We start from the raw sequence: 24066 nt of genomic DNA, 5'->3' as shown, positions 1-24066 counted from the left end.
TTTGGCTGCAAAATTATAACATTTTGCCATATAAACCGCATTTTTGTCGAAGAATTATTATTTCAATCTATCTACCTATGAATTGGAGGTATGCGAACTTTTTTGTTCCTTTGCATTGAAATCCTAAAACCACGGACCTATGAACCTGTTTGAATTCAATTTAGCGTTACCAATAACTGATCCGACGTGGGTGTTTTTTTTGGTACTAATTATAATTCTGTTTGCTCCGATGATTCTGGGGCGCCTTCATATACCTCATATTATCGGTATGATTCTGGCGGGTGTGCTGATCGGCGAACACGGATTCCATGTGCTCGATCGTGACAGCAGTTTCGAATTGTTCGGTAAAGTCGGACTTTACTATATCATGTTCCTTGCCGGACTTGAAATGGACATGGAAGACTTCAAGAAAAACCGGATGAAAAGTGTTGTCTTCGGCTTGCTTACCTTCCTGATTCCTATGGCGTTGGGTATATGGAGCAGTATGAGCATGCTGGGGTATGGTTTTCTTACTGCCGTATTGCTTGCCAGTATGTATGCTTCCCATACCTTGATTGCTTATCCTATTATCAGCCGTTACGGGTTGTCCCGTTTGCGCAGTGTCAATATTACGATTGGCGGTACGGCGATTACGGTCACTCTTGCCCTGATCATCCTTGCTGTCATAGGCGGAATGTTCAAAGGCACTGTCGACGGTCTGTTCTGGGTATTCCTTGTGGCGAAAGTAGCCTTTCTGGGTTTTCTCATCATCTTTTTCTTCCCCCGTATCGGACGTTGGTTTTTCCGGAAGTATGACGACAGTGTGATGCAGTTCGTGTTCGTGCTGGCTATGGTCTTCCTCGGCGGCGGACTGATGGAGTTTGTTGGGATGGAAGGTATTTTGGGAGCTTTCCTGGCAGGCTTGGTCTTGAACCGTTTGATTCCTCATGTTTCTCCATTGATGAACCGGCTGGAATTTGTAGGAAATGCCCTGTTCATTCCTTATTTCCTGATCGGTGTCGGCATGATTATTGATGTCCGCAGTCTGTTTACAGGTGGCGAAGCGCTGAAAGTGGCGATAGTCATGACGGTGGTAGCTACTTTCAGCAAATGGCTGGCAGCATGGCTCACGCAGAAGATTTACCGTATGCAGTCCAATGAACGCAGCATGATCTTCGGATTGAGTAATGCGCAGGCGGCAGCCACACTGGCAGCGGTGCTGATCGGACACGAAATCATCATGGAGAACGGCGAGCGGCTGCTCAATGATGATGTGCTGAACGGTACGGTCGTGATGATTCTTTTCACCTGTGTGATCAGTTCGCTGGTAACGGAACGCTCCGCCCGTCGTTTTGCACTGAATGAAGATACGCAGCCGGAAGATAAGGGCGTGAAGAAAACGATGGAACAGATTTTGATTCCGGTAGCCAATCCGGAAACGATTGAGAACCTTGTCAATCTTGCGCTAGTCATCAAAGATACCAAGCAGAAGAATGGCATGATTGCCCTGAATGTGATTAATGACAATAACAGCTCGGAGAATAAAGAACTGCAAGGCAAGCGGAATCTGGAAAAAGCGGCGATGATTGCCGCTGCCGCCGATGTCCCGGTGACGATGGTGAGCCGTTATGATTTGAACATTGCTTCGGGAATTATACATACCATCAAGGAATATGAAGCTACGGATGTAGTGATCGGTCTGCACCGCAAGGCCAATATTGTCGATTCTTTTTTCGGAAACCTTGCCGAAAGTCTGCTGAAAGGTACTCACCGCGAAGTGATGATAGCCAAATTCCTGATGCCGGTCAATACGCTCCGCCGTATTATCATCGCTGTTCCGCCTAAAGCCGAATTTGAAACAGGCTTCTCCAAATGGGTAGAGCATTTCTGCCGGATGGGAAGTATTCTTGGCTGTCGCGTACATTTCTTCGCCAACGAACGTACACTGATGCGCCTGCAACAACTGGTAAAGAAGAAATTCAGCGGCACTCCGACCGAGTTTTCCATGCTCGAAGAGTGGGGCGATCTTTTGCTGTTGACCGGACAGGTGAACTACGATCATTTATTCGTCGTTATCTCGGCCCGCCGGGGTTCTATCTCGTATGATCCTTCTTTCGAACGTCTGCCGGCACAGTTGAGCAAATACTTCTCGAACAACAGTCTGATTATCCTGTATCCCGACCAGTTCGGTGATCCGCAGGAAATTGTATCTTTCTCCGACCCGCGTGGCTACAACGAATCGCAGCATTATGAAAAGGTGGGCAAATGGTTTTATAAATGGTTTAAGAAAAGCTGATGGAAGAGAACTGGCAACAACGGACGGAACTCCTGCTGGGAGAAGATAAAATGAAGCGTATCCGGGCTTCGCATGTACTGGTCGTCGGTCTGGGAGGCGTAGGGGCGTATGCTGCCGAAATGCTTTGCCGGGCAGGGGTCGGGCGGATGACGATTGTAGACGCCGATACCGTGCAGCCTACCAATATGAATCGCCAGCTTCCTGCCATGCACTCTACTCTGGGGATGCCGAAGGCGGAAGTGCTGGCGGCACGATATAAGGATATCAATCCGGATATTGAACTCACCGTCTTACCCGTTTACCTGAAAGACGAGAATATTCCCGAATTGCTGGACTCTGCCAGATTCGATTTTATAGTGGATGCCATCGACACGATCAGTCCTAAATGTTTTCTGATTTATGAGGCGATGAAGCGTCATATAAAGATTGTTTCCAGTATGGGAGCCGGTGCGAAGAGCGATATAACGCAGATACGTTTTGCTGATCTTTGGGATACCTATCATTGCGGGCTCAGCAAAGCAGTGCGGAAGCGTTTGCAGAAGATGGGGGTAAAGCGTAAACTGCCTGTCGTATTCAGTACCGAGCAGGCGGACCCGAAAGCGGTATTGCTCACCGACGACGAACGGAATAAGAAATCTACCTGTGGAACGGTCAGCTATATGCCGGCGGTTTTCGGCTGCTATCTGGCGGAATATGTCATTAAACGAATCTAAGAAGCTATTATGATCAAATTAGAAGGAATAACCAAGAGTTTTGGCTCTTTGCAGGTGCTGAAAGGCATTGATCTGGAAATAAATAAAGGAGAGATCGTCAGTATTGTCGGTCCCAGCGGTGCCGGAAAAACCACCCTGTTGCAGATTATGGGAACGCTCGACGAGCCGGATGCGGGTACGGTAGCGATTGACGGAACTGTCGTCAGCCGGATGAAGGAGAAAGAACTTTCGGCCTTCCGCAATAAGAATATCGGCTTTGTGTTTCAGTTTCATCAGCTTCTGCCGGAGTTTACCGCATTGGAGAACGTGATGATCCCTGCATTTATTGCCGGAGTATCGTCTAAGGAAGCTACCGACCGTGCTATGGAAATACTGGCTTTCATGGGACTCACCGAGCGTGCGTCTCATAAGCCGAACGAACTGTCGGGGGGAGAGAAGCAACGGGTTGCCGTAGCCCGTGCGTTGATCAATCACCCCGCTGTCATCCTTGCGGACGAACCTTCCGGAAGCCTGGATACACACAATAAAGAAGATTTACACCAATTGTTCTTCGACCTGAGGGACCGTCTGGGACAGACTTTCGTGATAGTCACTCATGATGAGGGATTGGCTAAAATCACCGATAGAACGGTACATATGGTGGATGGCACAATTAAAAAAGATTAATAAGGGAACCAAATTTCTAAAAATGGATACCAAATCACTAGAAGGTTGTGTGAGTTCAATCTTTTAGCTATATATTTATAGTCGCTTCTCTACGTAAGTCTGTGAAGATGTCAGTAGAGTGTTTGTTTTGTTTGTGTGTGATGCATTCTTGTCTGGTGTGATAGGAATGCATCTTTTTTTATATATCACAACAAATGTGTTTCTGCCAACCGTAAATAACGTGGGTGCATATCAGTCATAACAAATATAAGGCATGATTCGTTCGAAATCAGCCGAAGTGAATTCCTCGTAAAGTGCCAGTTGCTTCAAATCTCTTAATTTCCCTTTTTTCTTCCGGTATTCCGCAATCACTTTGGCTTGATAGAAGTTGATGTACGGATGGTGCATCATTCGTTCGACACTTGCCTTGTTGATGTTGATCCGGTGAATCTGTGTGGCATCCACAGAGAACCACGACCGGAGCTTTTCCACTTTCAGGCGAATTTCTTCCAACTGCTCTATCTGATAGAACCCTCCTAATAATCTGCGACGGTTCACTATCGACTGCGCAATCCGGCTTCCGATACCCGGAATCTTTTTCAGTTCGGTGGTATCCGCTTGATTCAGGTCGATGATAATCCCCGGATGGTACTTCATTAAAGTATCATGTTGTGCTGTTGCTTGTACTACTAGTAGCCGGCTGGTATCTGGGGAAATCGGCTCTTCGGCAATGCGGATATAGGGGAGAAGAGTGCGGTATTGTTCCTCTGTCAGCCCGTATATCTTCCGAAAGTCTTCCGGGCGCCGGAACCTGCCTTGCCTGTTGCGGTATCGCAGAATGTTGCTTGCCATCCAGGAAGGTAAACCGAGACTGAGGAAAGTGGTGGAGTCAGCCATATTCGGATCGAATGTGGCAAGCCTGATTTCTTTTTTCGGATGGATTGCTGATGAACGGTTGTTTGTATAATCAGGATATTTCTTGTCTGGCTTTAGTTTCTTCACGGAAGAGATAAAATCACTATATTCCTTTTCGGCTTTTACCTGTTCAGCCGGATTGGTTTTCTCCGGTTGAGAGAAAGCCTGCAAGAGTCGGGGGATAGCATATGCCCCTATAACAAGAACGACAAGGACGATAATGCCTTGTCGTTCGGTTTTAGTGAAGTAAAAAAAGTCTTTCCACATTATAGTTTGATAAGCCCTAACTCATTGATAAAGATCAGGGAGATGGCAATCGGTGCAATGTATCTTAATATAAAGATGATCAGTTTATACACAGGAACTTTCAGCGAACCGTCATTGGTGATCTCCGCCCAGACGATTTTCTTGTCGAGATACCATCCGGTAAAGATGGAGATACACAGACCTCCGAGTGTCAGCATGATCTTCGCTGTGACAAAGTCGAACAAGTCAAAGATGCCTAATCCGAAAACCGTGAATCCTTTCATGACTCCCAGCGACAATGAACAGAGGATACCTAAGAAGATACATCCTCCGGTCACCAGTCTGGCCGCCTTGCCGCGTGTGAAGTTGAACTCTTCGTGCAGATAAGCAGTGACTACTTCGTGCAGGGAGATAGTAGAAGTCAGTGCTGCCATTGCAAGCAATACGTAGAACATCACCGAGAAGATATAAGCCAGTATCGGCACTCCGCTAAACGCTTGTTGAAATACATTAGGCAGTGTGATAAAGATGAGGCTCGGACCCGCATCCGGTTGTATTCCTACGGAGAATGCAGCCGGGAAAATAATGAATCCGGCCAATACTGCTACGATCGTATCTATAATTCCTACACTGAATGCGGTCTTGGTCAGGTTGGTTTCCTTACTGAAATAAGAAGCATAGGTGCAGAGACATCCCATTCCCAGACTTAGGGAGAAGAAAGCCTGTCCCATCGCACTCAGAAATACATTTCCGTCTACTTTGCTGAAATCCGGTTTCAACAGAAACTCGATACCGGCACCTGCTCCGGGCAGGGTAACCGAACAGATCACAAGTATCAATATGATAATGAACAGGGTAGGCATCATAATCTTGGAAGATTTCTCAATCCCTTTCTCGACTCCTTTGACAATAATAAAATGAGTAACCGTCAAAAATATAACCAGCCACAAAACCGGTCGCCACGGATTGCTGGAAAACTGTTGGAAAGAAGAGATGAATTCTGTAGGAGTCTTGCCTGAAAAGCCGTTTGTAAGAGCTTCAAACACATACTCCAACGTCCATCCTGCCACTACGGAGTAATAACTGAGAATAAGGAAAGCGGCGAGAACACCCATGCGTCCTACCCAGCGCCAATGAGTGCCGGGAGCTAATTTCTGATAGGCTCCCGCCGTATTTGCCCTCGAACGGCGCCCGATCAGGAATTCGGCAATTAAAATGGGAAGTCCCAAAAGAAAAACGCATCCTAAATAGATCAGTATAAAGGCTGCGCCACCGTGATTACCCGTCTCATAGGGAAATCTCCAGATGTTTCCCAACCCTACTGCTGAGCCAGCGGAAGCAAGTATTACGCCTATTTTACTCCCGAAGTTCGCTCTATCATTTTTTGTCATAAATCTTGTTTTGTCTTACAAATCGTTATAAAATGTACGTATTAAAATGCAAATATAGAAAATGATAGTTATATTTGTACCGAAATTGTAATTTTATTTAGATATGCTATCTTATATTAAGAAATATCCTATTTCGCTTTTTATAATCTTGACTGTGATTTATCTGTCTTTCTTCAAACCTCCTAAAACGGACTTGAGTGAAATACCGAACCTGGATAAATTAGTTCACATCTGCATGTATTTCGGTATGTCCGGAATGTTGTGGCTGGAGTTTCTGCGGGCGCATCACCGCGATAATGCACCATTATGGCACGCATGGGTAGGAGCATTCCTCTGTCCCATACTTTTTAGCGGCTGTGTGGAGTTGCTGCAAGAATATTGCACGACTTACCGGGGAGGAGACTGGCTGGACTTTGCCGCCAACTCAACGGGAGCGACATTGGCGAGTCTGATCGCCTATTATGTCGTTCGACCGAGAATGAAGAACTAAAAATGGTCTACTGTCGAGCTAAGCTTGATGCCGTTAGAACCTTTGATGAGGATGGTATAGCCTTTAGGCTTGTTGGTTTCCAGTTCCTTTATTACTTCCTGTACGTTCGGGTAGGTCTTGAAGGAATGTTCTGCTGCTGCAAACTGTTCTCCCACTAGCCATACTTCTTCAAAATCACATTCTTTGATGTAGTCTGCTATCTTTTGATGTTCGGCAGCGCTTTCGGCGCCCAGTTCACGCATATCTCCCAAAAGAAGCATCTTGTGAGGTACCTCCATGTTGCGGAAGTTCTGCAAAGCAGCCATCATGCTGGTCGGATTGGCGTTGTACGCGTCGATAATCAGCGTATTATCATTCGTTTTCTTTAGTTGAGAGCGATTGTTTTGCGGTGTATATCCGGCTAAGGCTTCATTGATTTTTGCGGCTTCCACTCCAAAGAAGAGACCGATGGTGATGGCGGCCAGCGCGTTCGGGAAGTTGTATTCTCCGATCAGTTGCGTCTGTACCTGATAGGTTTCACCGGCTTTGCCGGCTTTCCATTCGAAAGTGAGATAAGGGGAATTGCCGGTGATTCGTCCGTTCACGTAAAGGTCATCCTCCGTGCCGTAAGGAATCAGATTCAGTCCCCCGGCTATATTCATCAGATAGGCGTTGTCATGATGGATAAAGACGGTGGAACCTTCTTTCTTACGGAGAAAGTCATAAAGTTCTCCTTTGGTCTTTATCACTCCTTCGAAAGAACCGAAACCTTCCAGATGAGCTTTGCCTACATTGGTAATGATACCACAGTCCGGTTCTACGATTTCACTGAGAAACTTGATTTCTCCCGGATGGTTGGCACCCATTTCGATGACGGCAAGGTCGTGTTCCGCTTTCAGGCGGAGCAGGGTGGAGGGTACACCGATGTGATTGTTCAGATTCCCTAATGTATAAAGAATGTTGTGGCTTTGCGAGAGTACGGCGGAAATCAGTTCCTTCGTAGTTGTTTTACCGTTGGTTCCGGTGATGCCAATGACCTGGGTACCCAGTTGACAGCGGTGGTAATTGGCAAGCTGTTGCAGTGTTTGCAGACAGTCGTCTACAAGTATATATCGTTGGTCTCCTTCGACCGCATATTCGGGTTCGTCGATGATGGCATAAGCGCAACCGGTTTCCAATGCTTTTCCGGCAAATGCATTTCCATTGAAAGACTCGCCTTTCAAAGCGATAAACAGTGACTCTTCCGGACAGTTCCGGCTATCGGTAGTCACCAATTGGCAATCCAGAAAAATCTGGTAAAGAGCAGAAAGATTCATAGCCTGGGCTTTTATTTTAAACGCTGCAAAGATAGGCTATTCTTTCGGATTTGGTATCGGTTGGAGTCGTTTTTTACTCAGGCATATATCAGGGGAAGAGTCAGCACCATCCGACAGCCGTCCGTATAGAAAGGGTCGATCCGGAGGCTTCCTCCTGACTTCTCGGCAATCGTCCGGCAGATCGACAGTCCGAGGCCCGTACCCTGTGAGAAGGAGTTCATCTTGAAGAAGCGCTCGAATACCGCTTCCTGTTTCTCCTTCGGTATCCCTATACCTGTGTCGGTAATGCTGATTTCAAGTTTCTTTTCTGCTTCCAACACCGAATAAGCTAATTCGATGCTGCCATGATCCGTGAACTTTATCGCGTTATGTATCAAATTGGTCAGTAACTGTGATATGCGCTCCGGATTGCTGAGTATAATCAGATTCTCCCTTTCCGGCCTGAAATGAAACGCTACGGTATCCCGTTCCTGCACGCCGGCAGCTTCGATGGACATCTGGCAGACTATATTAATATCCGTCCGGATGTCCGTAGGGAGTTTGTCGTATTGGTCGAGTTCTGACAGAGTCAGCACATCGGTAACCAGCCGGAGCAGGTCGTCGGTGTTGGCTTTGATGATGTTGACGAATTCTTTCGTTTCCTCATTGCCATAGTGATCACTTAATACTTGCGAGAAACCTATGATCGAATTGAGCGGTGTCCGTATTTCATGAGACATACTCTGAATAAAAGTTGTTTTCATCTGGCTGTTCGCTTCTGCCAGGTCTCTGGCTTTGCGCAACTCCTCTCTCGAATGAGTCAGTTCCTCATTCTTAATCTTTAGTTCACTTTCCGAAGTTTTCAGTTTCCGGTTCAGGCGGCCTTCCCGATATAAGAACAGGAAAAGGATACCTAACAGGATAATCAATGAAATAATCAGCGTCGTTTTATTGCTCAACTCTTTTTCTTTCGCCTGGAGCATTAATTCTTTTTTCTCCGCATTGAGCTTTTCCACATTCAGCAGGGTGGCAAATTCACTGCTGGCGAGTCGCTCGTTGGCAATTTTTAAAGAATCGTCCACTCTTATGTATTTTTGCAGGAACTTAATCGCTTCCTCCGGTCTGCCCATCTGCTTGTAGATTTCTCCTTTGATACGGTATTGTTCGCCGTTCATGGCATATTCATTCAGCCGTTGCTCTTCCGCTTCCTGTTTCTCGGTAGCTTCCAGTGCTTTCACGAACTGTTTGCTACGCTGATAGTAGAAAGATTCCGTGCGGTAAAACCTTTTTTTGAGCGAGTCGAGCCTTTTGTCCTGGTCAAACAGCTCCCTGCATTCCTTCAGCATCTTCTCGGCTGCCGGAAAGTCACCGGATTCACTGTAATAATCCACGTATGCCAGCTTTGCCAGTATCTTGTGGCTGGCAGAATTAGCTGTTCTTACCGCTTTTTCCAGAGCTTTTACTGCCAGCTCCGGCTGGTGATGCGTAGTATAGTAACTGGCAAGTTGGGCATATGTATTACTGATGTTATAGTTTTCTAATTTGTATTTCTCGGTCAGTTCGATTTCTTTTTGGCGCCATTCGGAGGCCATGACATCAAAGTTCTTGATCGTGTAAATCTGCGACATGATGTTGTAGCAGTACAGAAGTCCGGTCTTGTTGTCTTCTTCCTGCGCCTCTTTCAGCATTTTCTCGGCTTCGTAGAGGGCGATGTTGCTTCTCCCTGTTTTCAGGTAATACAGGATCAGCCGATTTGCCCAAGCGAAGTAATAGTACTTGGGTTGCAGGGTTTCCTTTGCGAATTGTTTTACCTTACTGGTATGAAAAACCACGCTGTCTTCATTGTTTCCCTGGTAATAATAATAGTCTAACCGGGTAGAGAGAGCCACTGCTTGCATCCGCTGGTCGTTTTGCTCTGCGGCCATGTGGAACAGCGTATCAGACATGCTGAGTACGACAGGCTCCAGCAGATTTTCCTGGCAGCGCTGATAGTAAGCATACAGGGAAGAATCCACGTTATAAACTTCAGCCTCTTTCTGGGCTTTTGCAGGAATAACGATGAACAAAAGGGAGAAAATACATCCTAAGATAATTCGGTACAATTGGCTCATGGCACTCGTTTTCGGTCATTCTATTGATTGCAAATATACGTTTATTTCCTAATTTTAATACGAATACTTGCATTTTTTATCTACATTTGCAACAGTCTAACTGGAATATAATCAAGAATGAAATTGATCTCTCCAACTTATATAAATGTGAAAGGGCGCCTGCTCGATCTGACCACTCCGCAAGTGATGGGTATTCTCAACGTGACGCCTGATTCTTTTTATTCCGGTAGCCGGATGCAGACGCAGGAGGAAATTGCGGTGCGGGCACGGCAGATTATCGATGAAGGTGCTTCTATCATTGATATCGGAGCTTATTCTTCGCGTCCGAATGCCGAACATATCACTGCCGGGGAAGAAATGAACCGCTTACGCACCGGACTGGAAATTGTGAACCGTAACCATCCGGACGCGATTGTTTCGGTAGATACGTTCCGGGCGGATGTAGCCGAGCAGTGTGTGAAGGACTATGGCGTAGCTATTGTGAATGATATCGCTGCCGGTGAAATGGACGACCGGATGTTTGAAACGGTTGCCCGACTGGGAGTGCCTTATATCATGATGCATATGCAGGGAACTCCCCAAAACATGCAGAAAGAACCTCATTATGACAATCTGATCAAAGAAGTTTTCATATACTTCGCACGCAAAGTGCAGCAGCTTCGTGACTTGGGCATGAAGGACATTATACTCGATCCGGGATTTGGCTTTGGAAAGACATTGGAACATAATTATGAACTGATGGCCCATCTGGAAGAATTCAGCATTTTCGAACTTCCGCTGTTAGTCGGTGTTTCCCGGAAATCAATGATTTATAAACTATTGGGAGGAACTCCGCAAGATGCTTTGAATGGAACTACCGTACTGGATACAGTGGCTTTGATGAAAGGAGCGAACATTCTTCGGGTGCATGATGTGCGCGAAGCGGTGGAAGCTGTCCGGATTGTGGAGAAACTAAGATAAATTACTAACTTATAATTAGAACGAATACCGTGTTTTTTGACGTTGGCATAAAAGATTTTATCGATGTACTGCTGGTTGCCCTGCTGTTGTATTACACTTACAAGCTGATGAAGGCATCCGGCTCTATCAAGGTTTTTACCGGCATTCTGGTGTTTATCCTGATCTGGCTGGTCGTTACGCAGATCCTGGAAATGAAACTGCTGGGTTCCATATTCGATACCTTGATGAATGTGGGGGTGATTGCTTTGATTGTTCTTTTTCAGGATGAGATTCGCCGTTTCCTGTTGACATTGGGGTCTCATCGGCATGTCAGTGCGCTGGCGCACTTTTTCAGCGGATCGAAGAAAGAAGCTTTGAAACATGACGATATCATGCCGGTGGTAATGGCCTGCCTGAGTATGGGAAAGCAGAAAGTAGGTGCATTGATCGTGATCGAGCATACCACTCCTTTGGACGAAGTGGTCCGGACGGGGGAAATAATAGATGCGACTATCAGTCAGCGTCTGATTGAGAATATATTTTTCAAGAACAGTCCTCTGCATGACGGGGCAATGGTCATCAGCAAAAAGCGGATCAAAGCGGCGGGTTGTATCCTTCCCGTATCGCACGACCTGAATATTCCGAAGGAACTGGGCTTGCGTCACCGTGCGGCTATGGGTATCTCGCAAAAGTCGGATGCGCATGCCATCATCGTCTCCGAAGAGACCGGATCTATTTCTGTGGCTTATCGCGGACAATTCTACCTTCGTCTGAATGCCGAAGAACTGGAAAGTCTGCTGACAAAAGATAACTGAAACTAAAATATAAGTGAACATGGACAGACGAAATTTTCTAAAAACCGGAGGGATAGCTTTACTCGGCTCATTGACGACAGGTTCTGCTATGGCTCTGGCCACCCCAGGTGCATTGGGCGGCGAAGGAGCTGACAAGAAGGCAACAGTTGCTTTGGCTATGAATCATTTCGGAGTGAGTGAGGCAGACTTGAAAAAAGTGCTCGCTGCAGCATTGGAGAAAGGAGGCGACTACGCCGATCTTTTCTTTGAACACACCATTACAAACAGTATCCGCCTGATGGATGGAGCGGTGAACAACAGTTATTCGAATATAGACTATGGAGTCGGAGTCCGTGTGCTGATTGGAGACCAGAGCGGCTATGCCTACGTGGAGAATATTACATTGGAGGATATGCTGAAAGCTGCCCGCACAGCCGCCCGCATTGCTTCTGCCAACAAAGGCAATAAACCTCTGAATCTCACCGAAAAGGTACTGAAAAAGAACTATTATACCGTAGCTTCCCCTTGGGAGGAAGTGAGTCTGAAGGATAAGATGCCTTATCTGCAAAAACTGAATGACCAGATATTTGCTTTGGACAAGCGGGTACATAAAGTGCAGGCAAGCCAAAGCGACACCACCTCGCATATCTTCTTCTGCAATTCGGAAGGCGTGATGTTCTACGATTATCGTCCGATGGTGACGCTGGGGGCAGTGTGCATCATGGAAGAAAACGGAAGGACGGAGAACGGCTATGCTGCCCGTGCCTACCGCAGAGGGTTCGATTTCCTGTCGGACGAAGTGGTGGACGTTATCGCCCGCGAAGCGGTAGACCAGACCTCTCTTCTGTTCAAGGCCATCAAACCTAAAGGAGGTGAAATGCCTGTAGTTATGGGTGCCGGAGGATCGGGTATCCTGCTTCACGAGGCTATCGGACATACTTTTGAAGCGGATTTCAACCGGAAGAACGTTTCCATATTTGCCGACCAGCTGAACAAGAAAGTCTGCAGCGAACATATCAACGTGGTAGATGACGGTACTATTCCGTTCAATCGGGGGTCGGTGAACTTCGACGATGAAGGTGCGGAAGGACAGAAAACCTATCTGATTAAAGACGGAGTGCTGACCAGCTATCTCCACGACCGTATCAGCGCGAAGCATTACGGAGTGGAACCGACCGGCAACGGACGCCGTGAGTCGTTCCGCAATATGCCGATCCCCCGTATGCGTGCCACATATATGGAGGCCGGAAATGTGAATGAATCGGATATTATATCTTCTGTAAAGAAAGGAATCTTTGTAGATAACTTTACGAACGGTCAGGTACAGATCGGTGCCGGAGACTTTACATTCTTTGTGAAGTCGGGCTACATGATTGAAGATGGCAAGCTGACACAACCGATCAAGGACATTAATATCATCGGTAATGGTCCGAAAGCTTTGGCGGACATCACGATGGTAGCGACCAACGCAAAGATCGATAATGGTACATGGACTTGCGGCAAAGACGGACAATCCTGTCCGGTAACTTGCGGTATGCCTTCAGCTTTGGTTAGCAAACTGACTGTCGGCGGAGAGAACTAAAAGTAAATGTTTACTTTAAAAAGACGAACCTATGATTACAGACGAAAATAAAAAACTGGCACAATGGGCAATGGACTATGCCCTGAAGAATGGCTGCCAGGCAGCAAAAGTCCTTTTATATTCCTCTTCGAACACTTCTTTTGAGCTGCGCGATGCGAAGATGGACAGATTGCAGCAGGCATCGGAAGGCGGGCTAAGCCTTTCCCTGTATGTAGACGGGCGTTACGGCAGTATCTCTACCAACCGCCTGAACCGGAAAGAACTGGAAACATTTATCAAAAACGGAATAGACTCTACACGCTATCTGGCTAAAGACGAAGCACGTGTATTGGCAGACCCTTCCCGTTACTATAAAGGAGGGCAGCCGGATCTGAAACTGTATGATGCCAAATTTGCATCATTCGACCCGGATGATAAGGTAGCCATGGCAAAAGCCGTAGCGGAAGAAGCCTTGGGTAAGGATGAACGGATTATCTCTGTCGGTTCCTCCTACAGTGATGGCGAGAATTTTGCTTATCGTCTGATTAGCAATGGCTTCGAAGGAGAGACGAAAAGCACGTGGTATTCACTTTCTGCCGATATTACGATTAAGGGGGAAGGAGAGGCACGTCCTTCTGCTTACTGGTATGAGTCGTCGCTTTATATGAACGATCTGATCAAGAAAGGAATCGGACAGAAAGCGCTGGAACGTGTGTTGCGCAAACTGGGACAGAAGAAGGTACAGTCCGGCAAATATACGATGGTGGTCGATCCGATGAACTCCAGCCGTTTGCTGAGTCCGGTGATGAGTGCGCTGAACGGTTCGGCTTTGCAACAGAAGAACTCTTTTTTACTGAACAAACTGAATGAAAAGATAGCCGGCGACCGGTTGACACTGACGGACGAACCTCATCTGGTAAAAGCCTCCGGTGCCCGCTATTTCGACAATGAAGGGATTGCTACGGAACGTCGTTCCATCTTCGATAAGGGGGTGCTGAATACTTATTTCATTGATACCTACAATGCTAAGAAGATGGGAGTTGATCCGACTATCAGCGGTTCTTCCATTCTGGTGATGGAAACGGGAGGTAAGAATCTCGAAGGACTGATTGCCGGAGTGGATAAAGGGATTCTCGTGACGGGCTTTAATGGTGGCAACAACAACAGTTCGACCGGAGATTTCTCTTATGGTATCGAAGGCTTCCTGATTGAGAACGGCAAGCTGACACAACCGGTATCCGAAATGAATGTTACCGGTAACCTGATCACTTTGTGGAACTCACTGGTTGCAACAGGAAACGACCCGCGCCTGAACTCCTCCTGGCGTATCCCTTCGCTGGTATTTGAAGGGGTTGATTTTAGCGGATTGTAGACGTCGGGTATCGATAGACTTGGATAATGGTCAAAAGATGATGGTCATTTTATGACCATCATCTTTTGACCATTACTTTTTACTACCCCTCATGTAATTTAGTACATTAATCTGGTTGAAACATTCCATTTCGCGGTATTTTGCTTTATTTCTAACCTTTTTTGAATGATAATTATCCCTGCCGATTTAGGTGGATGCCCTATCTTTGCCGTATACTATTAAAATACTATATTTGGAGTGGACATGAAAAACAAATTAATTGCTTTACTGGTACTTTTTACAGTCATCTTTTTCAGTAGTGCAGAGGCACAGACTACTGCCCGTAAATTTGAGGCAGGCAAGAACACATTCCTGCTGGACGGGAAACCGTTTGTAGTGAAAGCTGCCGAGTTGCACTATACCCGTATTCCGCAAGCCTATTGGGATCATCGCATCGAGATGTGCAAGGCGTTGGGGATGAATACTATCTGCATCTACATCTTCTGGAATATACACGAACAGGAAGAAGGAAAGTTTGACTTTACAGGTCAGAATGATATCGCAGCCTTCTGTCGTGCCGCACAGAAACACGGTATGTATGTCATCGTCCGCCCCGGTCCGTATGTGTGTGCGGAATGGGAAATGGGCGGACTGCCTTGGTGGCTGCTGAAAAAGAAAGATGTGGCACTTCGTACGCTCGATCCTTACTACATGGAGCGTGTGGGCATCTTCATGAAAGAAGTCGGCAAGCAACTGGCACCGCTACAGGTGAACAAAGGCGGAAATATTATCATGGTACAGGTAGAAAACGAATACGGTTCTTATGGCACTGACAAGCCTTATGTTTCAGCCGTACGCGATCTGGTGCGTGAATCCGGATTCACCGACGTGCCTCTCTTCCAATGCGACTGGAGCAGTAACTTTACCAGGAATGCGCTCGATGACCTGATCTGGACCATCAACTTCGGAACAGGCGCCAATATAGACCAGCAATTCAAGAAATTAAAAGAACTACGTCCGGAAACTCCGCTGATGTGCAGCGAATTCTGGAGCGGATGGTTCGACCACTGGGGACGGAAGCATGAAACCCGCCCTGCCAAAGATATGGTACAGGGTATCAAGGAGATGCTCGACCGTAACATTTCTTTCAGCCTGTACATGACTCACGGAGGAACGACCTTCGGACATTGGGGCGGTGCCAACAATCCTGCTTATTCCGCTATGTGCAGTTCTTACGACTACGATGCTCCGATTAGCGAAGCCGGATGGACGACGGAGAAGTATTTCCTCCTCCGCGATCTGCTGAAAACTTATCTTCCGGCTGGTGAAGCATTGCCGGAAGTACCTGATGCACTGCCTGTTATTGAGATTCCTGAATTTCATTTTACCAAAGTAGCTCCGTTTTTCTCTAATTTACCGGCTGCCAGACAGTCAGTGGATATCCAGCCGATGGAGCAATTCAACCAGGGCTGGGGAACGATCCTGTATCGTACTACATTGCCCGAAGCCGTGAGCTCAGGCACTACATTAAAAATCACGGAAGTGCACGACTGGGCGCAAATCTTTGCTGACGGCAAACTATTGGCACGTCTCGACCGCCGCAAGGGAGAGTTTACCACTACCTTACCGGCCTTGAAGAAAGGTACGCAACTGGATATTCTGGTGGAGGCAATGGGACGTGTAAACTTTGACAAGTCCATTCACGACCGGAAGGGAATCACGGAGAAGGTAGAACTCCTTTCAGGCGACCGGACGAAAGAACTGAAAAACTGGACTGTCTATAACTTCCCGGTAGACTACTCATTTATCAAGAATAAGAAATACAAGGATACGAAGATATTACCGACTATGCCCGCTTACTATCAGTCATCTTTCAAACTCGACAAGGTAGGTGACACCTTCCTCGACATGAGTACATGGGGCAAAGGGATGGTATGGGTGAACGGTCATGCGATGGGGCGTTTCTGGGAAATCGGCCCTCAACAGACACTTTTCATACCGGGCTGCTGGCTGAAAGAAGGCGAGAATGAAATCCTCGTTCTCGATTTGAAGGGACCTGCCAAAGCCTCGATGAAAGGATTGAAGAAACCCATCCTCGACGTACTCCGTGAGAAAGCACCGGAAACCCACCGCAAGGATGGAGAAAAGCTGAAACTGACAGGAGAGAAAGTGGCGCACGAAGGAGCCTTCACTCCGGGTAACGGCTGGCAGGAAGTACGTTTCGCGGCTCCGGTAAAAGGACGTTTCTTCTGCCTGGAAGCACTCTCTCCACAGGCTAATAACAATATCGCCGCCATTGCAGAATTTGATGTGCTGGGTGCCGACGGCAAACCTGTATCCCGTGAACATTGGAAAATCCGTTATGCCGATAGCGAAGAAACACGCAGCGGCAACCGGACGGCAGACAAGATATTCGACTTGCAGGAATCTACCTTCTGGATGACTGTAGACAATGTCGCTTATCCTCATCAGCTGGTAATCGACCTGAGCAAGGTGGAAACAGTGACGGGCTTCCGCTATCTGCCCCGTGCCGAAAAGAACTACCCGGGCATGATCCGTGAATACCGCGTGTATGTCAAACCGTCTGATTTTAAGTATTAACCCTCAAATGAATATGAAAAAGTATATTTTCCTTCTGGCACTCCTCTTTACAGGAGTGCTGACAGGATACAGCCGGCAATCTGCCTATCTGTTTGTCTATTTTACCGGAAACAGGATGAGTGAGGAAGCCATTCGTATGGCTGTCAGCCCCGATGGATACAATTACTATGCGCTCAACAGAAACCAGCCGGTCATCGACTCCCGCGAGATCAGTTCTACGGGAGGAGTACGCGACCCGCATATCCTTCGTTGTGAAGATGGAAAAACATTCTATATGGTCGGTACCGATATGGTTTCTGCCAACGGATGGAGTTCCAACCGTGCCATGATTCTGCTGAAATCGAAGGACCTGATCAACTGGACTTCCAATGTCGTGAATATCCAGAAGAAATATCCGGATCAGGAAGACCTGAAACGGGTATGGGCACCGCAAACCGTCTATGACCGGGAGGCGAAGAAATACATGGTATACTGGTCGATGCAGCACGGTAATGGGCCGGACATCATCTACTACGCATATGCCAACAAAGACTTCACTGATATAGAGGGGGAACCGAAGCCCTTGTTTATTCCGGAGAATAAAAAGTCCTGCATTGACGGAGACATCATCTACAAAGACGGACTTTACCATCTGTTCTATAAAACGGAAGGACACGGCAACGGTATCAAGAAAGCTACGACTGCTTCTCTGACCTCCGGACAATGGAAAGAATCGGAAGATTACAAGCAACAGACGAAGGAGGCGGTAGAAGGCTCCGGCATTTTCCCGTTGATAGGTACGGACAAGTATATCTTGATGTACGATGTATATATGAAAGGCAAGTATCAGTTTACGGAAAGTACGGATCTGGACCACTTTAAAGTGATTGACCATGCGATCAGCATGGACTTCCATCCGCGTCACGGCACCGTAATGCCGATTACCGACAAGGAACTGAAACGCCTGTTCAAAGCATACGGCAAACCCGATAAGATGTAACCTTGCAAATAAATACCATGAAAAAACTCCTGTTCCACCTTTTTAGTGAATATGCGCTCTTTTTTTGCAGAGATTGTAGTTGCCGGACAAGCCGGAAAGATCTTATCTTTGCCGTTATAATGATCTTATATTATAAATTATACCATGAAACATTTACTTCTGCTATTTAGTGTATTATTAGTATCGTTGCAGCAGCCCCTGTGTGCCGCAACTCATGAGACCACCAGTACCCCCGATTCGGTATCCCTCTTTGCTTACGCCACCCGGGGGGACGACGGACGAAGCGGACTCCGCTTTGCCTGGAGCATGGACGGGAAGCATTGGTTTGAGATCGGGCCGGGACACGGTTATATTCGTTGTGACTATGGTCGTTGGGGATCGCAGAAAAAGATGCTCGACCCGAATTTGAAACAACTTCCCGGCGGAGAATGGCTCTGTATCTGGAAGTTGAATGACCACGACGGATACGGTCAGGCTAAATCAAAAGACCTGATCTATTGGGAAGCCCAGCAATATCCCCGTACTACATCCGATTTTGAAGGAACCAGAGTCAAAGCAAAGATTGCCGGACAGGAAGAAACGGGAACTGTCAACCGGGTAGCCTGGTCGGTAGTGGACGAACTGACGAAAACTTACGAGCGCAATCAATACCGTAACTCCCTGTATGGCGAACGACCTGTGCAGGACAAAGAACGTTTTGCCGGCTTGAAACCGGTGAAGGCTACCGTCACAGCACAACCGGAAGAAACCAAAGAGATCAGTGACTTACTGATGGGTATCTTTTTTGAGGACATCAACTACTCCGCCGATGGCGGCCTGTATGCCGAACTGATTCAGAACCGGGACTTCGAATACACCCCGTCCGACCGGGAAGGAGATAAGAACTGGAACAGTACCCACTCTTGGAGCCTGAAAGGGGAGAAAGCTACCTTTGCGATAGAAACCTCCGACCCTGTCCATCCGAACAACTCGCACTATGCAGTCCTGAATGTCGACCGCCCGGGAGCCGCACTGACCAATACCGGTTTCGATGGAATCGCCCTTAAAGCCGGTGAGAAGTATCATCTTTCATTGTTCGGTCGCATCCCCGAAGGCAGTAAAACCAATAAGATACTGGTACGCCTTGTGGATGCCGACGGCACTGTGCAGGGCGAAACGACAGTTACTGTCTCTTCCCGTTCGTGGAAAACTTATCAGGCGGTATTGACAGCGAAGGCATCGGCTGACACCCATCTGGAACTCCAGCCGCAATCAGCCGGTACGGTGGAGCTGGATATGATTTCCCTGTTTCCGCAGAACACTTTCAAAGGCAGAAAGAACGGTTTGCGTGCCGACCTTGCACAGACACTTGCCGATATGCACCCGCGCTTTGTCCGTTTCCCCGGTGGCTGTGTGGCACATGGAGACGGCTTGAAGAACATTTATCAGTGGAAAAATACCATCGGGCCGTTGGAAGCCCGCAAATCTGCCCGTAACCTTTGGGGATATCATCAAAGCATGGGGCTGGGTTACTATGAATACTTCCAGTTCTGTGAAGATATAGGCGCAGAACCGCTTCCGGTGCTCGCAGCAGGTGTTCCTTGTCAGAACTCCGCCTGTCATGGTGATTTGAGAGGCGGTCAGCAAGGCGGTATCCCGATGAGCGAAATGGATGCTTACATTCAGGATATCCTCGACCTGATAGAATGGGCGAACGGAGATGCGAAGAAAACAAAATGGGGTAAAATACGTGCCGAATCCGGACACCCGAAACCTTTTAATCTGAAATATATCGGTATCGGTAATGAAGACCTGATCACCGACATTTTTGAGGAACGTTTCACGATGATCTTTAATGCCATCAAAGAGAAGTATCCGGAGATCATCGTTGTCGGCACGGTAGGTCCTTTCAACGAAGGTACGGACTATGTGGAAGGCTGGAAACTGGCGGACAAGCTCGGTATCCCGATGGTGGACGAACATTATTATCAGTCTCCGGGATGGTTCCTTCACAATCAGGACTTCTACGACAAGTACGATCGTTCCAAAAAGACGAAAGTATATCTGGGTGAATATGCCACCCATATTCCCGGACGCAAGGCGAATATGGAGACAGCTCTGACCGAAGCACTCTATCTGACAGCGCTGGAACGCAACGGGGATGTGGTACACATGACTTCCTATGCTCCCTTGCTGGCAAAAGAAAGACGTACGCAGTGGAATCCGGACCTGATTTACTTCAACAACCGGGAAGTGAAACCGACAACAGGATACTATGTGCAGAAACTGTACGGTCAGCATGCAGGCGATCATTATATTCCTTCACAAATCAGTCTGGACAATCAGGACAGCCGTGTGAAACTTCGCGTTGGGTCTTCCATCGTTCGTGACAGCAAGACCGGTGATGTGATTGTGAAGCTGGTCAATATGTTGCCGGTCAGCATAGAGACGGAGGTTCAGTTACCGGGAATTGACGGTATCCAGTCTTCCGCTACGCGCACTGTATTGGCAGGTGCACCGGAGACTACTCCGCTTCCGGTGACAGATACGATAGAGGCAGGGGCCAACTTCAAGCAACAACTGCCGGCTTATTCGTTCACGGTCATCCGCTTGAAGACACAAAAGGCTAAATGATAAGGTAATAAACAGGTTTTCAATAGAGGTTTGTCTATTTGTTACGGCTAGTCTGATTCTCTTTCATTCGATTGAAGGAAATCAGACTAGCTTTTTTGTTAAGGGGGGAAGGAGGTCATGGTAAGTAGGAGGAAGAATCATACCACGTAGTTCCAAAATTAGTTTCAGGCGGGTGAAACTAAAGTTTCAAATAGGAGAAACTCTAGTTTCAAGCATTGGAAACAATAGTTTCATACCTTAGAAACTAAAGTTTCAAGCGCTTGAAACTTTCTGGAGCACCTGTCGCTTTGCTTCAATCAACCGCATGATTGGTTTTAATCAACCGGTCAATTGTTAATGGGTGACATCTCAGGTATTAATAGCCTGAGAATGGTATAACACTTGGAAAGTGACAATAAGAAGGATGATATGCGGTATTATCACTCTATTATCACCGGCTATTGTCACCGATAAATGTGTTGTAATCAGTGATTTATACCTAAAAGTGATAAGTGACAATAAGAAAACGTGTTTTATTCTGAAGAGAGAAGTATGTAGTTTGCCATTATTTAGGCACGGATTACACGGATTAACACGGTTTTTAATAGTCTATCCAATCTCTTAAAACCGTGAAATCCGTGTAATCCGTGCCTAAATATTTGTTACTTGTCAATTTATAACTTTGCAACCACCTTCTTTCCTCTGTAAGAAACGGACTTGTCGAATGTAGCTGAGTCACCGTCACCACAGCCTTTTCCCGGTTCCACTACTATCAGGTTGAACTTACGGTTCTTCAGCATTCCCTTGTAGCTGCCTTGCCGGTCGTCAATGGTTAGTGTACGGTCTTGGTCGTTCCATTTCAGAGCGATGGTGGAATAGGCGCCCTTTTCGTAATTGTAATTGTCGAACTCATCTTCGTAAAGGGTAAATTCAGCATCTGCTCCCGGATAAATACGGATGGTCAGATTATCCCATTTCTTTTCCGTAGAGTATTGTACGGCGGGCCCCCAGGGGAGGATAGAACCGGCACGAACGTAGATCGGCATAATGTCAATCGGTACTTCACGCTGGAGTGTCTGTCCGCCTTCCAGTGTTTGTCCGGTCCAGAAGTCGAACCAGCGGGCACCTTGGGGAAGGTAAACATCGGTTTTTCCGATCCTGCTCATGTCTTTCTGGTGACCGTTCTGTTTTTCGTCTTGCCAAGTATACAGAGAATCTGTTACCGGGCGGACCAGGAAATTACGTCCGAACATATACTCAGTGTCCATATCGAGCACCTTTTTGTCTTTCGGGAAATCCATCATAAGCGGGCGCATGATGCTGCCTGCCTTGCTGGTCACTTCCCAGGAAGTGCTGTAAATGTAGGGTAACAGGCGGTAACGTAAATGAGTGTATTTTTCCAGTGCGTCATAAGACCAGTCGCCCTTCTTGCCGAACTGGTATATCTCCACGGCTACCGGGCTGGAGTTGTGCGAACGCATGATAGGCTGGAATACTCCCCACTGATACCAGCGGACGTGCAATTCATGATAAGCGATGTTGTTGACATTATTGTTATATCTCCATGCGAAGAAGCCGCCTAAATCTGTGTTCCAGTAGGGGATGCCGCATAATGTATAGTTCAGTCCTGCAGCTAACTGCTTGCGCATCACGTCCCAGGTCGAAACGACGTCACCGCTCCATGAATGCGAAGCATAACGTTGCTGTCCCAAGAAAGAAGAACGGGTGAGCAGGAATACGCGCTTGTCGGAAGTGGTGGCGCGTTGGTGTTCGTATACCCCTTTGTTGGACATTAAGGGGAAGGCGTTGTGTACTCTGCGGAAAGACCCCAGATAGGTCTGTGTATTGAAGTCCTGGTCTTTGATATCCATATGGTCCGGTTCGGTGGAGTCGAGCCACCATGCATCCATACCCAGATCGAAGATGTTCTTTTTCATCGCCGCCCAGTAGATATCCCGTGCTGCCGGATTATATGGGTCGTAAGGTTTGACTCCGGCTTTGGGCGGCCACGTCTCGAAGTGGAGCAGTGCTTTCAGACTGTCCATCTTCTGGTACATTTCCGTCCACGGTCCGAAGGAGGCCCATACTGAGATCATGATATGTGCGTTCTGCTTGTGTACATAGTCTATCATCTCTTTGGGGCTTTTAATGCGGGGAGTTCCGTAGTTGGCATTCTTGTCCTCTCCGTTGGGGAGAAACTTCATGTATTCCGGATCACCCATTTTGTTGATGTAGCGGGGATTCTGGAATTTCATGGAATTCCAGTTTTCGTTGCAACCCCAGTATTGCCAGTCCTGGATAATTCCGTCCAGAGGAACTTTCAGTTCACGGTATTTGTCTACGACTTCGCATAGTTCATCCGGACTTTTGTAGCGTTCGCGACATTGCCAGAATCCGAGAGTCCAGAGAGGATACAAAGGAGCTTGACCTGTCAGGTCGCGTACTCCGGCTATGACTCCGTCGGCGTTGCCGCCGTAGATGAAGTAGTAGTCGGCACAGTCACCGACTTCCGAGTCGAAGGATGTCTCTTGCGGGTTGTCGAGGAAGGTGGTGGGAGAGTAATTGTCCCAGTAGAGGGCATAGCCTTTGATAGAGTGAATGAAAGGAATGCAGATACTCATGTTCTGGTTGCGGAGGAAGAGTTTCTGATTACGCTGGTTCACTTTCCCTGTCTGCTGCTGCCCCAAACCGTAGATGACTTCGTCTTTATCCAGCAAGAAAGCCTGCCGGACATTGTACGACGGGACGCCGGCATCGTTGAAAGGAGTAAACTGCGTTCCGTAGTCTTTGTCTGTCAGCAGTCGTTGTCCTGCCGTATCGAAGAAGTGGATACCACCTGTTGCGGGGTTCACTTCCACTTGGATGGCATTGCTGCTCAATGTCACATTTTTCCCCTTTTCACCGAAAGAAACCGAGGTCTGTTCCGGTGCTTTGGTGACGACGAGGCTTTCCTTGTCGGAAGCCGTTTCGCTTAGTGTTTTATATACCCGGACGATAGTAGGCGAATAGAATTCTATACTGACGTCCATCCCTTGTGCTGCATACTTGATGCCTTGGGAGGTGCGTTGTACGTTTTGTGCCGTACCGTTTGCGGCAATGATCGTTGCCCATGCCAGCAGGATGCCTGTTTTTCTAAGATTCATTTTCATGGTTTTTAAAAGTGCTTTATGATACGGCAAAGGTAGGGCG

Annotated in this window: 16 protein-coding genes; 11 read left to right on the top strand and 5 right to left on the bottom strand. The window is 47.3% G+C overall.

The annotated features are described in order from the left end of the window. The first annotated feature begins 139 nt into the window (after nt 1-139). The 3 genes from BLW31_RS09940 to BLW31_RS09930 are packed head-to-tail and all read left to right on the top strand — an operon-like array spanning nt 140 to nt 3654. Complete coding sequence (locus BLW31_RS09940) at nt 140-2275, top strand: cation:proton antiporter domain-containing protein (protein WP_010536317.1); 2136 nt, start codon at nt 140-142, stop codon at nt 2273-2275. Next, nucleotides 2275-2988, top strand: coding sequence for a tRNA threonylcarbamoyladenosine dehydratase (locus BLW31_RS09935; RefSeq protein ID WP_010536318.1), 714 nt, complete (start codon nt 2275-2277; stop codon nt 2986-2988). Before BLW31_RS09940 ends, BLW31_RS09935 begins: the two co-directional genes overlap by 1 nt. Before the next feature lie 9 nt (nt 2989-2997). Then, nucleotides 2998-3654, top strand: a complete 657-nt coding sequence (locus BLW31_RS09930) for an ABC transporter ATP-binding protein (RefSeq protein WP_010536319.1) — start codon at nt 2998-3000, stop codon at nt 3652-3654. Between the two features lie 231 nt (nt 3655-3885). On the opposite strand, the gene BLW31_RS09925 is transcribed toward BLW31_RS09930, so the two are convergent. Then, a complete protein-coding gene (locus BLW31_RS09925) occupies nt 3886-4815 on the bottom strand; it encodes a ComEA family DNA-binding protein (RefSeq protein WP_010536320.1) in 930 nt (309 codons plus the stop codon). Next, a complete protein-coding gene (locus BLW31_RS09920) occupies nt 4815-6185 on the bottom strand; it encodes a sodium-dependent transporter (RefSeq protein ID WP_010536321.1) in 1371 nt (456 codons plus the stop codon). The genes BLW31_RS09925 and BLW31_RS09920 overlap by 1 nt, the downstream gene beginning before the upstream one ends. 103 nt (nt 6186-6288) lie before the next feature. On the opposite strand from BLW31_RS09920, the gene BLW31_RS09915 reads away from it, so the two are divergent. After that, entirely contained in the window at nt 6289-6675 is a 387-nt protein-coding gene (locus tag BLW31_RS09915; protein WP_010536322.1) for a VanZ family protein, read from the top strand. Here BLW31_RS09915 and BLW31_RS09910 read toward each other — a convergent pair. After that, entirely contained in the window at nt 6672-7970 is a 1299-nt protein-coding gene (locus BLW31_RS09910; protein WP_010536323.1) for a UDP-N-acetylmuramoyl-tripeptide--D-alanyl-D-alanine ligase, read from the bottom strand. The genes BLW31_RS09915 and BLW31_RS09910 overlap by 4 nt on opposite strands. A gap of 77 nt (nt 7971-8047) precedes the next feature. Then, nucleotides 8048-10060 (bottom strand): tetratricopeptide repeat-containing sensor histidine kinase, encoded by a 2013-nt coding sequence (locus tag BLW31_RS09905; RefSeq protein ID WP_010536324.1) that lies wholly within the window; start codon nt 10058-10060, stop codon nt 8048-8050. A 117-nt stretch (nt 10061-10177) separates the two neighbouring features. Between BLW31_RS09905 and folP the strand changes: the two genes are divergently transcribed. The 7 genes from folP (at nt 10178) to BLW31_RS09870 (ending at nt 20898) form a co-directional block, all read left to right on the top strand. Continuing rightward, nucleotides 10178-11020 carry a dihydropteroate synthase gene (gene folP, locus BLW31_RS09900; RefSeq protein WP_010536325.1) on the top strand — a complete coding sequence of 281 codons (843 nt, stop codon included), beginning with the start codon at nt 10178-10180 and terminating at the stop codon, nt 11018-11020. Between the two features lie 29 nt (nt 11021-11049). Beyond that, entirely contained in the window at nt 11050-11814 is a 765-nt protein-coding gene (cdaA, locus tag BLW31_RS09895; RefSeq protein ID WP_010536326.1) for a diadenylate cyclase CdaA, read from the top strand. 19 nt (nt 11815-11833) lie between these two features. Beyond that, on the top strand, nt 11834-13375 hold the full coding sequence (locus BLW31_RS09890; RefSeq protein WP_010536327.1) for a TldD/PmbA family protein: 1542 nt from the start codon (nt 11834-11836) through the stop codon (nt 13373-13375). A 31-nt stretch (nt 13376-13406) separates the two neighbouring features. Beyond that, nucleotides 13407-14726 (top strand): TldD/PmbA family protein, encoded by a 1320-nt coding sequence (locus BLW31_RS09885; RefSeq protein WP_010536328.1) that lies wholly within the window; start codon nt 13407-13409, stop codon nt 14724-14726. A gap of 243 nt (nt 14727-14969) precedes the next feature. After that, the gene (locus tag BLW31_RS09880; protein ID WP_010536329.1) at nt 14970-17306 is read left to right on the top strand and encodes a beta-galactosidase; all 2337 of its coding nucleotides are present in this window, start codon (nt 14970-14972) and stop codon (nt 17304-17306) included. 7 nt (nt 17307-17313) lie between these two features. Then, entirely contained in the window at nt 17314-18285 is a 972-nt protein-coding gene (locus BLW31_RS09875; RefSeq protein ID WP_029425244.1) for a glycoside hydrolase family 43 protein, read from the top strand. Nucleotides 18286-18429: 144 nt separating this feature from the next. Then, nucleotides 18430-20898 carry an alpha-L-arabinofuranosidase family protein gene (locus tag BLW31_RS09870; RefSeq protein ID WP_010536331.1) on the top strand — a complete coding sequence of 823 codons (2469 nt, stop codon included), beginning with the start codon at nt 18430-18432 and terminating at the stop codon, nt 20896-20898. A gap of 653 nt (nt 20899-21551) precedes the next feature. Here the strand turns inward: BLW31_RS09870 and BLW31_RS09865 are convergent. Then, nucleotides 21552-24026, bottom strand: a complete 2475-nt coding sequence (locus BLW31_RS09865) for a glycoside hydrolase family 31 protein (protein ID WP_010536332.1) — start codon at nt 24024-24026, stop codon at nt 21552-21554. Nucleotides 24027-24066: the final 40 nt, after the last annotated feature.

This window comes from Bacteroides faecis MAJ27, from assembly GCF_900106755.1.
Lineage (GTDB): Bacteria > Bacteroidota > Bacteroidia > Bacteroidales > Bacteroidaceae > Bacteroides > Bacteroides faecis.
Note: the sequence above shows the minus strand (reverse complement) of the source record. Positions and strands in the feature narration are given on the sequence as shown.

Bases quoted from the DNA above. Each gene is read 5' to 3' on its own strand.
- BLW31_RS09875 (WP_029425244.1), top strand. From the start codon at position 17,314: ATGAATATGAAAAAGTATATTTTCCTTCTGGCACTCCTCTTTACAGGA.
- BLW31_RS09885 (WP_010536328.1), top strand. From the start codon at position 13,407: ATGATTACAGACGAAAATAAAAAACTGGCACAATGGGCAATGGACTAT.
- BLW31_RS09905 (WP_010536324.1), bottom strand. From the start codon at position 10,060: ATGAGCCAATTGTACCGAATTATCTTAGGATGTATTTTCTCCCTTTTG.
- BLW31_RS09915 (WP_010536322.1), top strand. From the start codon at position 6,289: ATGCTATCTTATATTAAGAAATATCCTATTTCGCTTTTTATAATCTTG.
- BLW31_RS09920 (WP_010536321.1), bottom strand. From the start codon at position 6,185: ATGACAAAAAATGATAGAGCGAACTTCGGGAGTAAAATAGGCGTAATA.
- BLW31_RS09940 (WP_010536317.1), top strand. From the start codon at position 140: ATGAACCTGTTTGAATTCAATTTAGCGTTACCAATAACTGATCCGACG.
- BLW31_RS09910 (WP_010536323.1), bottom strand. From the start codon at position 7,970: ATGAATCTTTCTGCTCTTTACCAGATTTTTCTGGATTGCCAATTGGTG.
- BLW31_RS09930 (WP_010536319.1), top strand. From the start codon at position 2,998: ATGATCAAATTAGAAGGAATAACCAAGAGTTTTGGCTCTTTGCAGGTG.
- folP (WP_010536325.1), top strand. From the start codon at position 10,178: ATGAAATTGATCTCTCCAACTTATATAAATGTGAAAGGGCGCCTGCTC.
- BLW31_RS09890 (WP_010536327.1), top strand. From the start codon at position 11,834: ATGGACAGACGAAATTTTCTAAAAACCGGAGGGATAGCTTTACTCGGC.
- BLW31_RS09870 (WP_010536331.1), top strand. From the start codon at position 18,430: ATGAAACATTTACTTCTGCTATTTAGTGTATTATTAGTATCGTTGCAG.
- BLW31_RS09865 (WP_010536332.1), bottom strand. From the start codon at position 24,026: ATGAAAATGAATCTTAGAAAAACAGGCATCCTGCTGGCATGGGCAACG.
- BLW31_RS09925 (WP_010536320.1), bottom strand. From the start codon at position 4,815: ATGTGGAAAGACTTTTTTTACTTCACTAAAACCGAACGACAAGGCATT.
- BLW31_RS09935 (WP_010536318.1), top strand. From the start codon at position 2,275: ATGGAAGAGAACTGGCAACAACGGACGGAACTCCTGCTGGGAGAAGAT.
- BLW31_RS09880 (WP_010536329.1), top strand. From the start codon at position 14,970: ATGAAAAACAAATTAATTGCTTTACTGGTACTTTTTACAGTCATCTTT.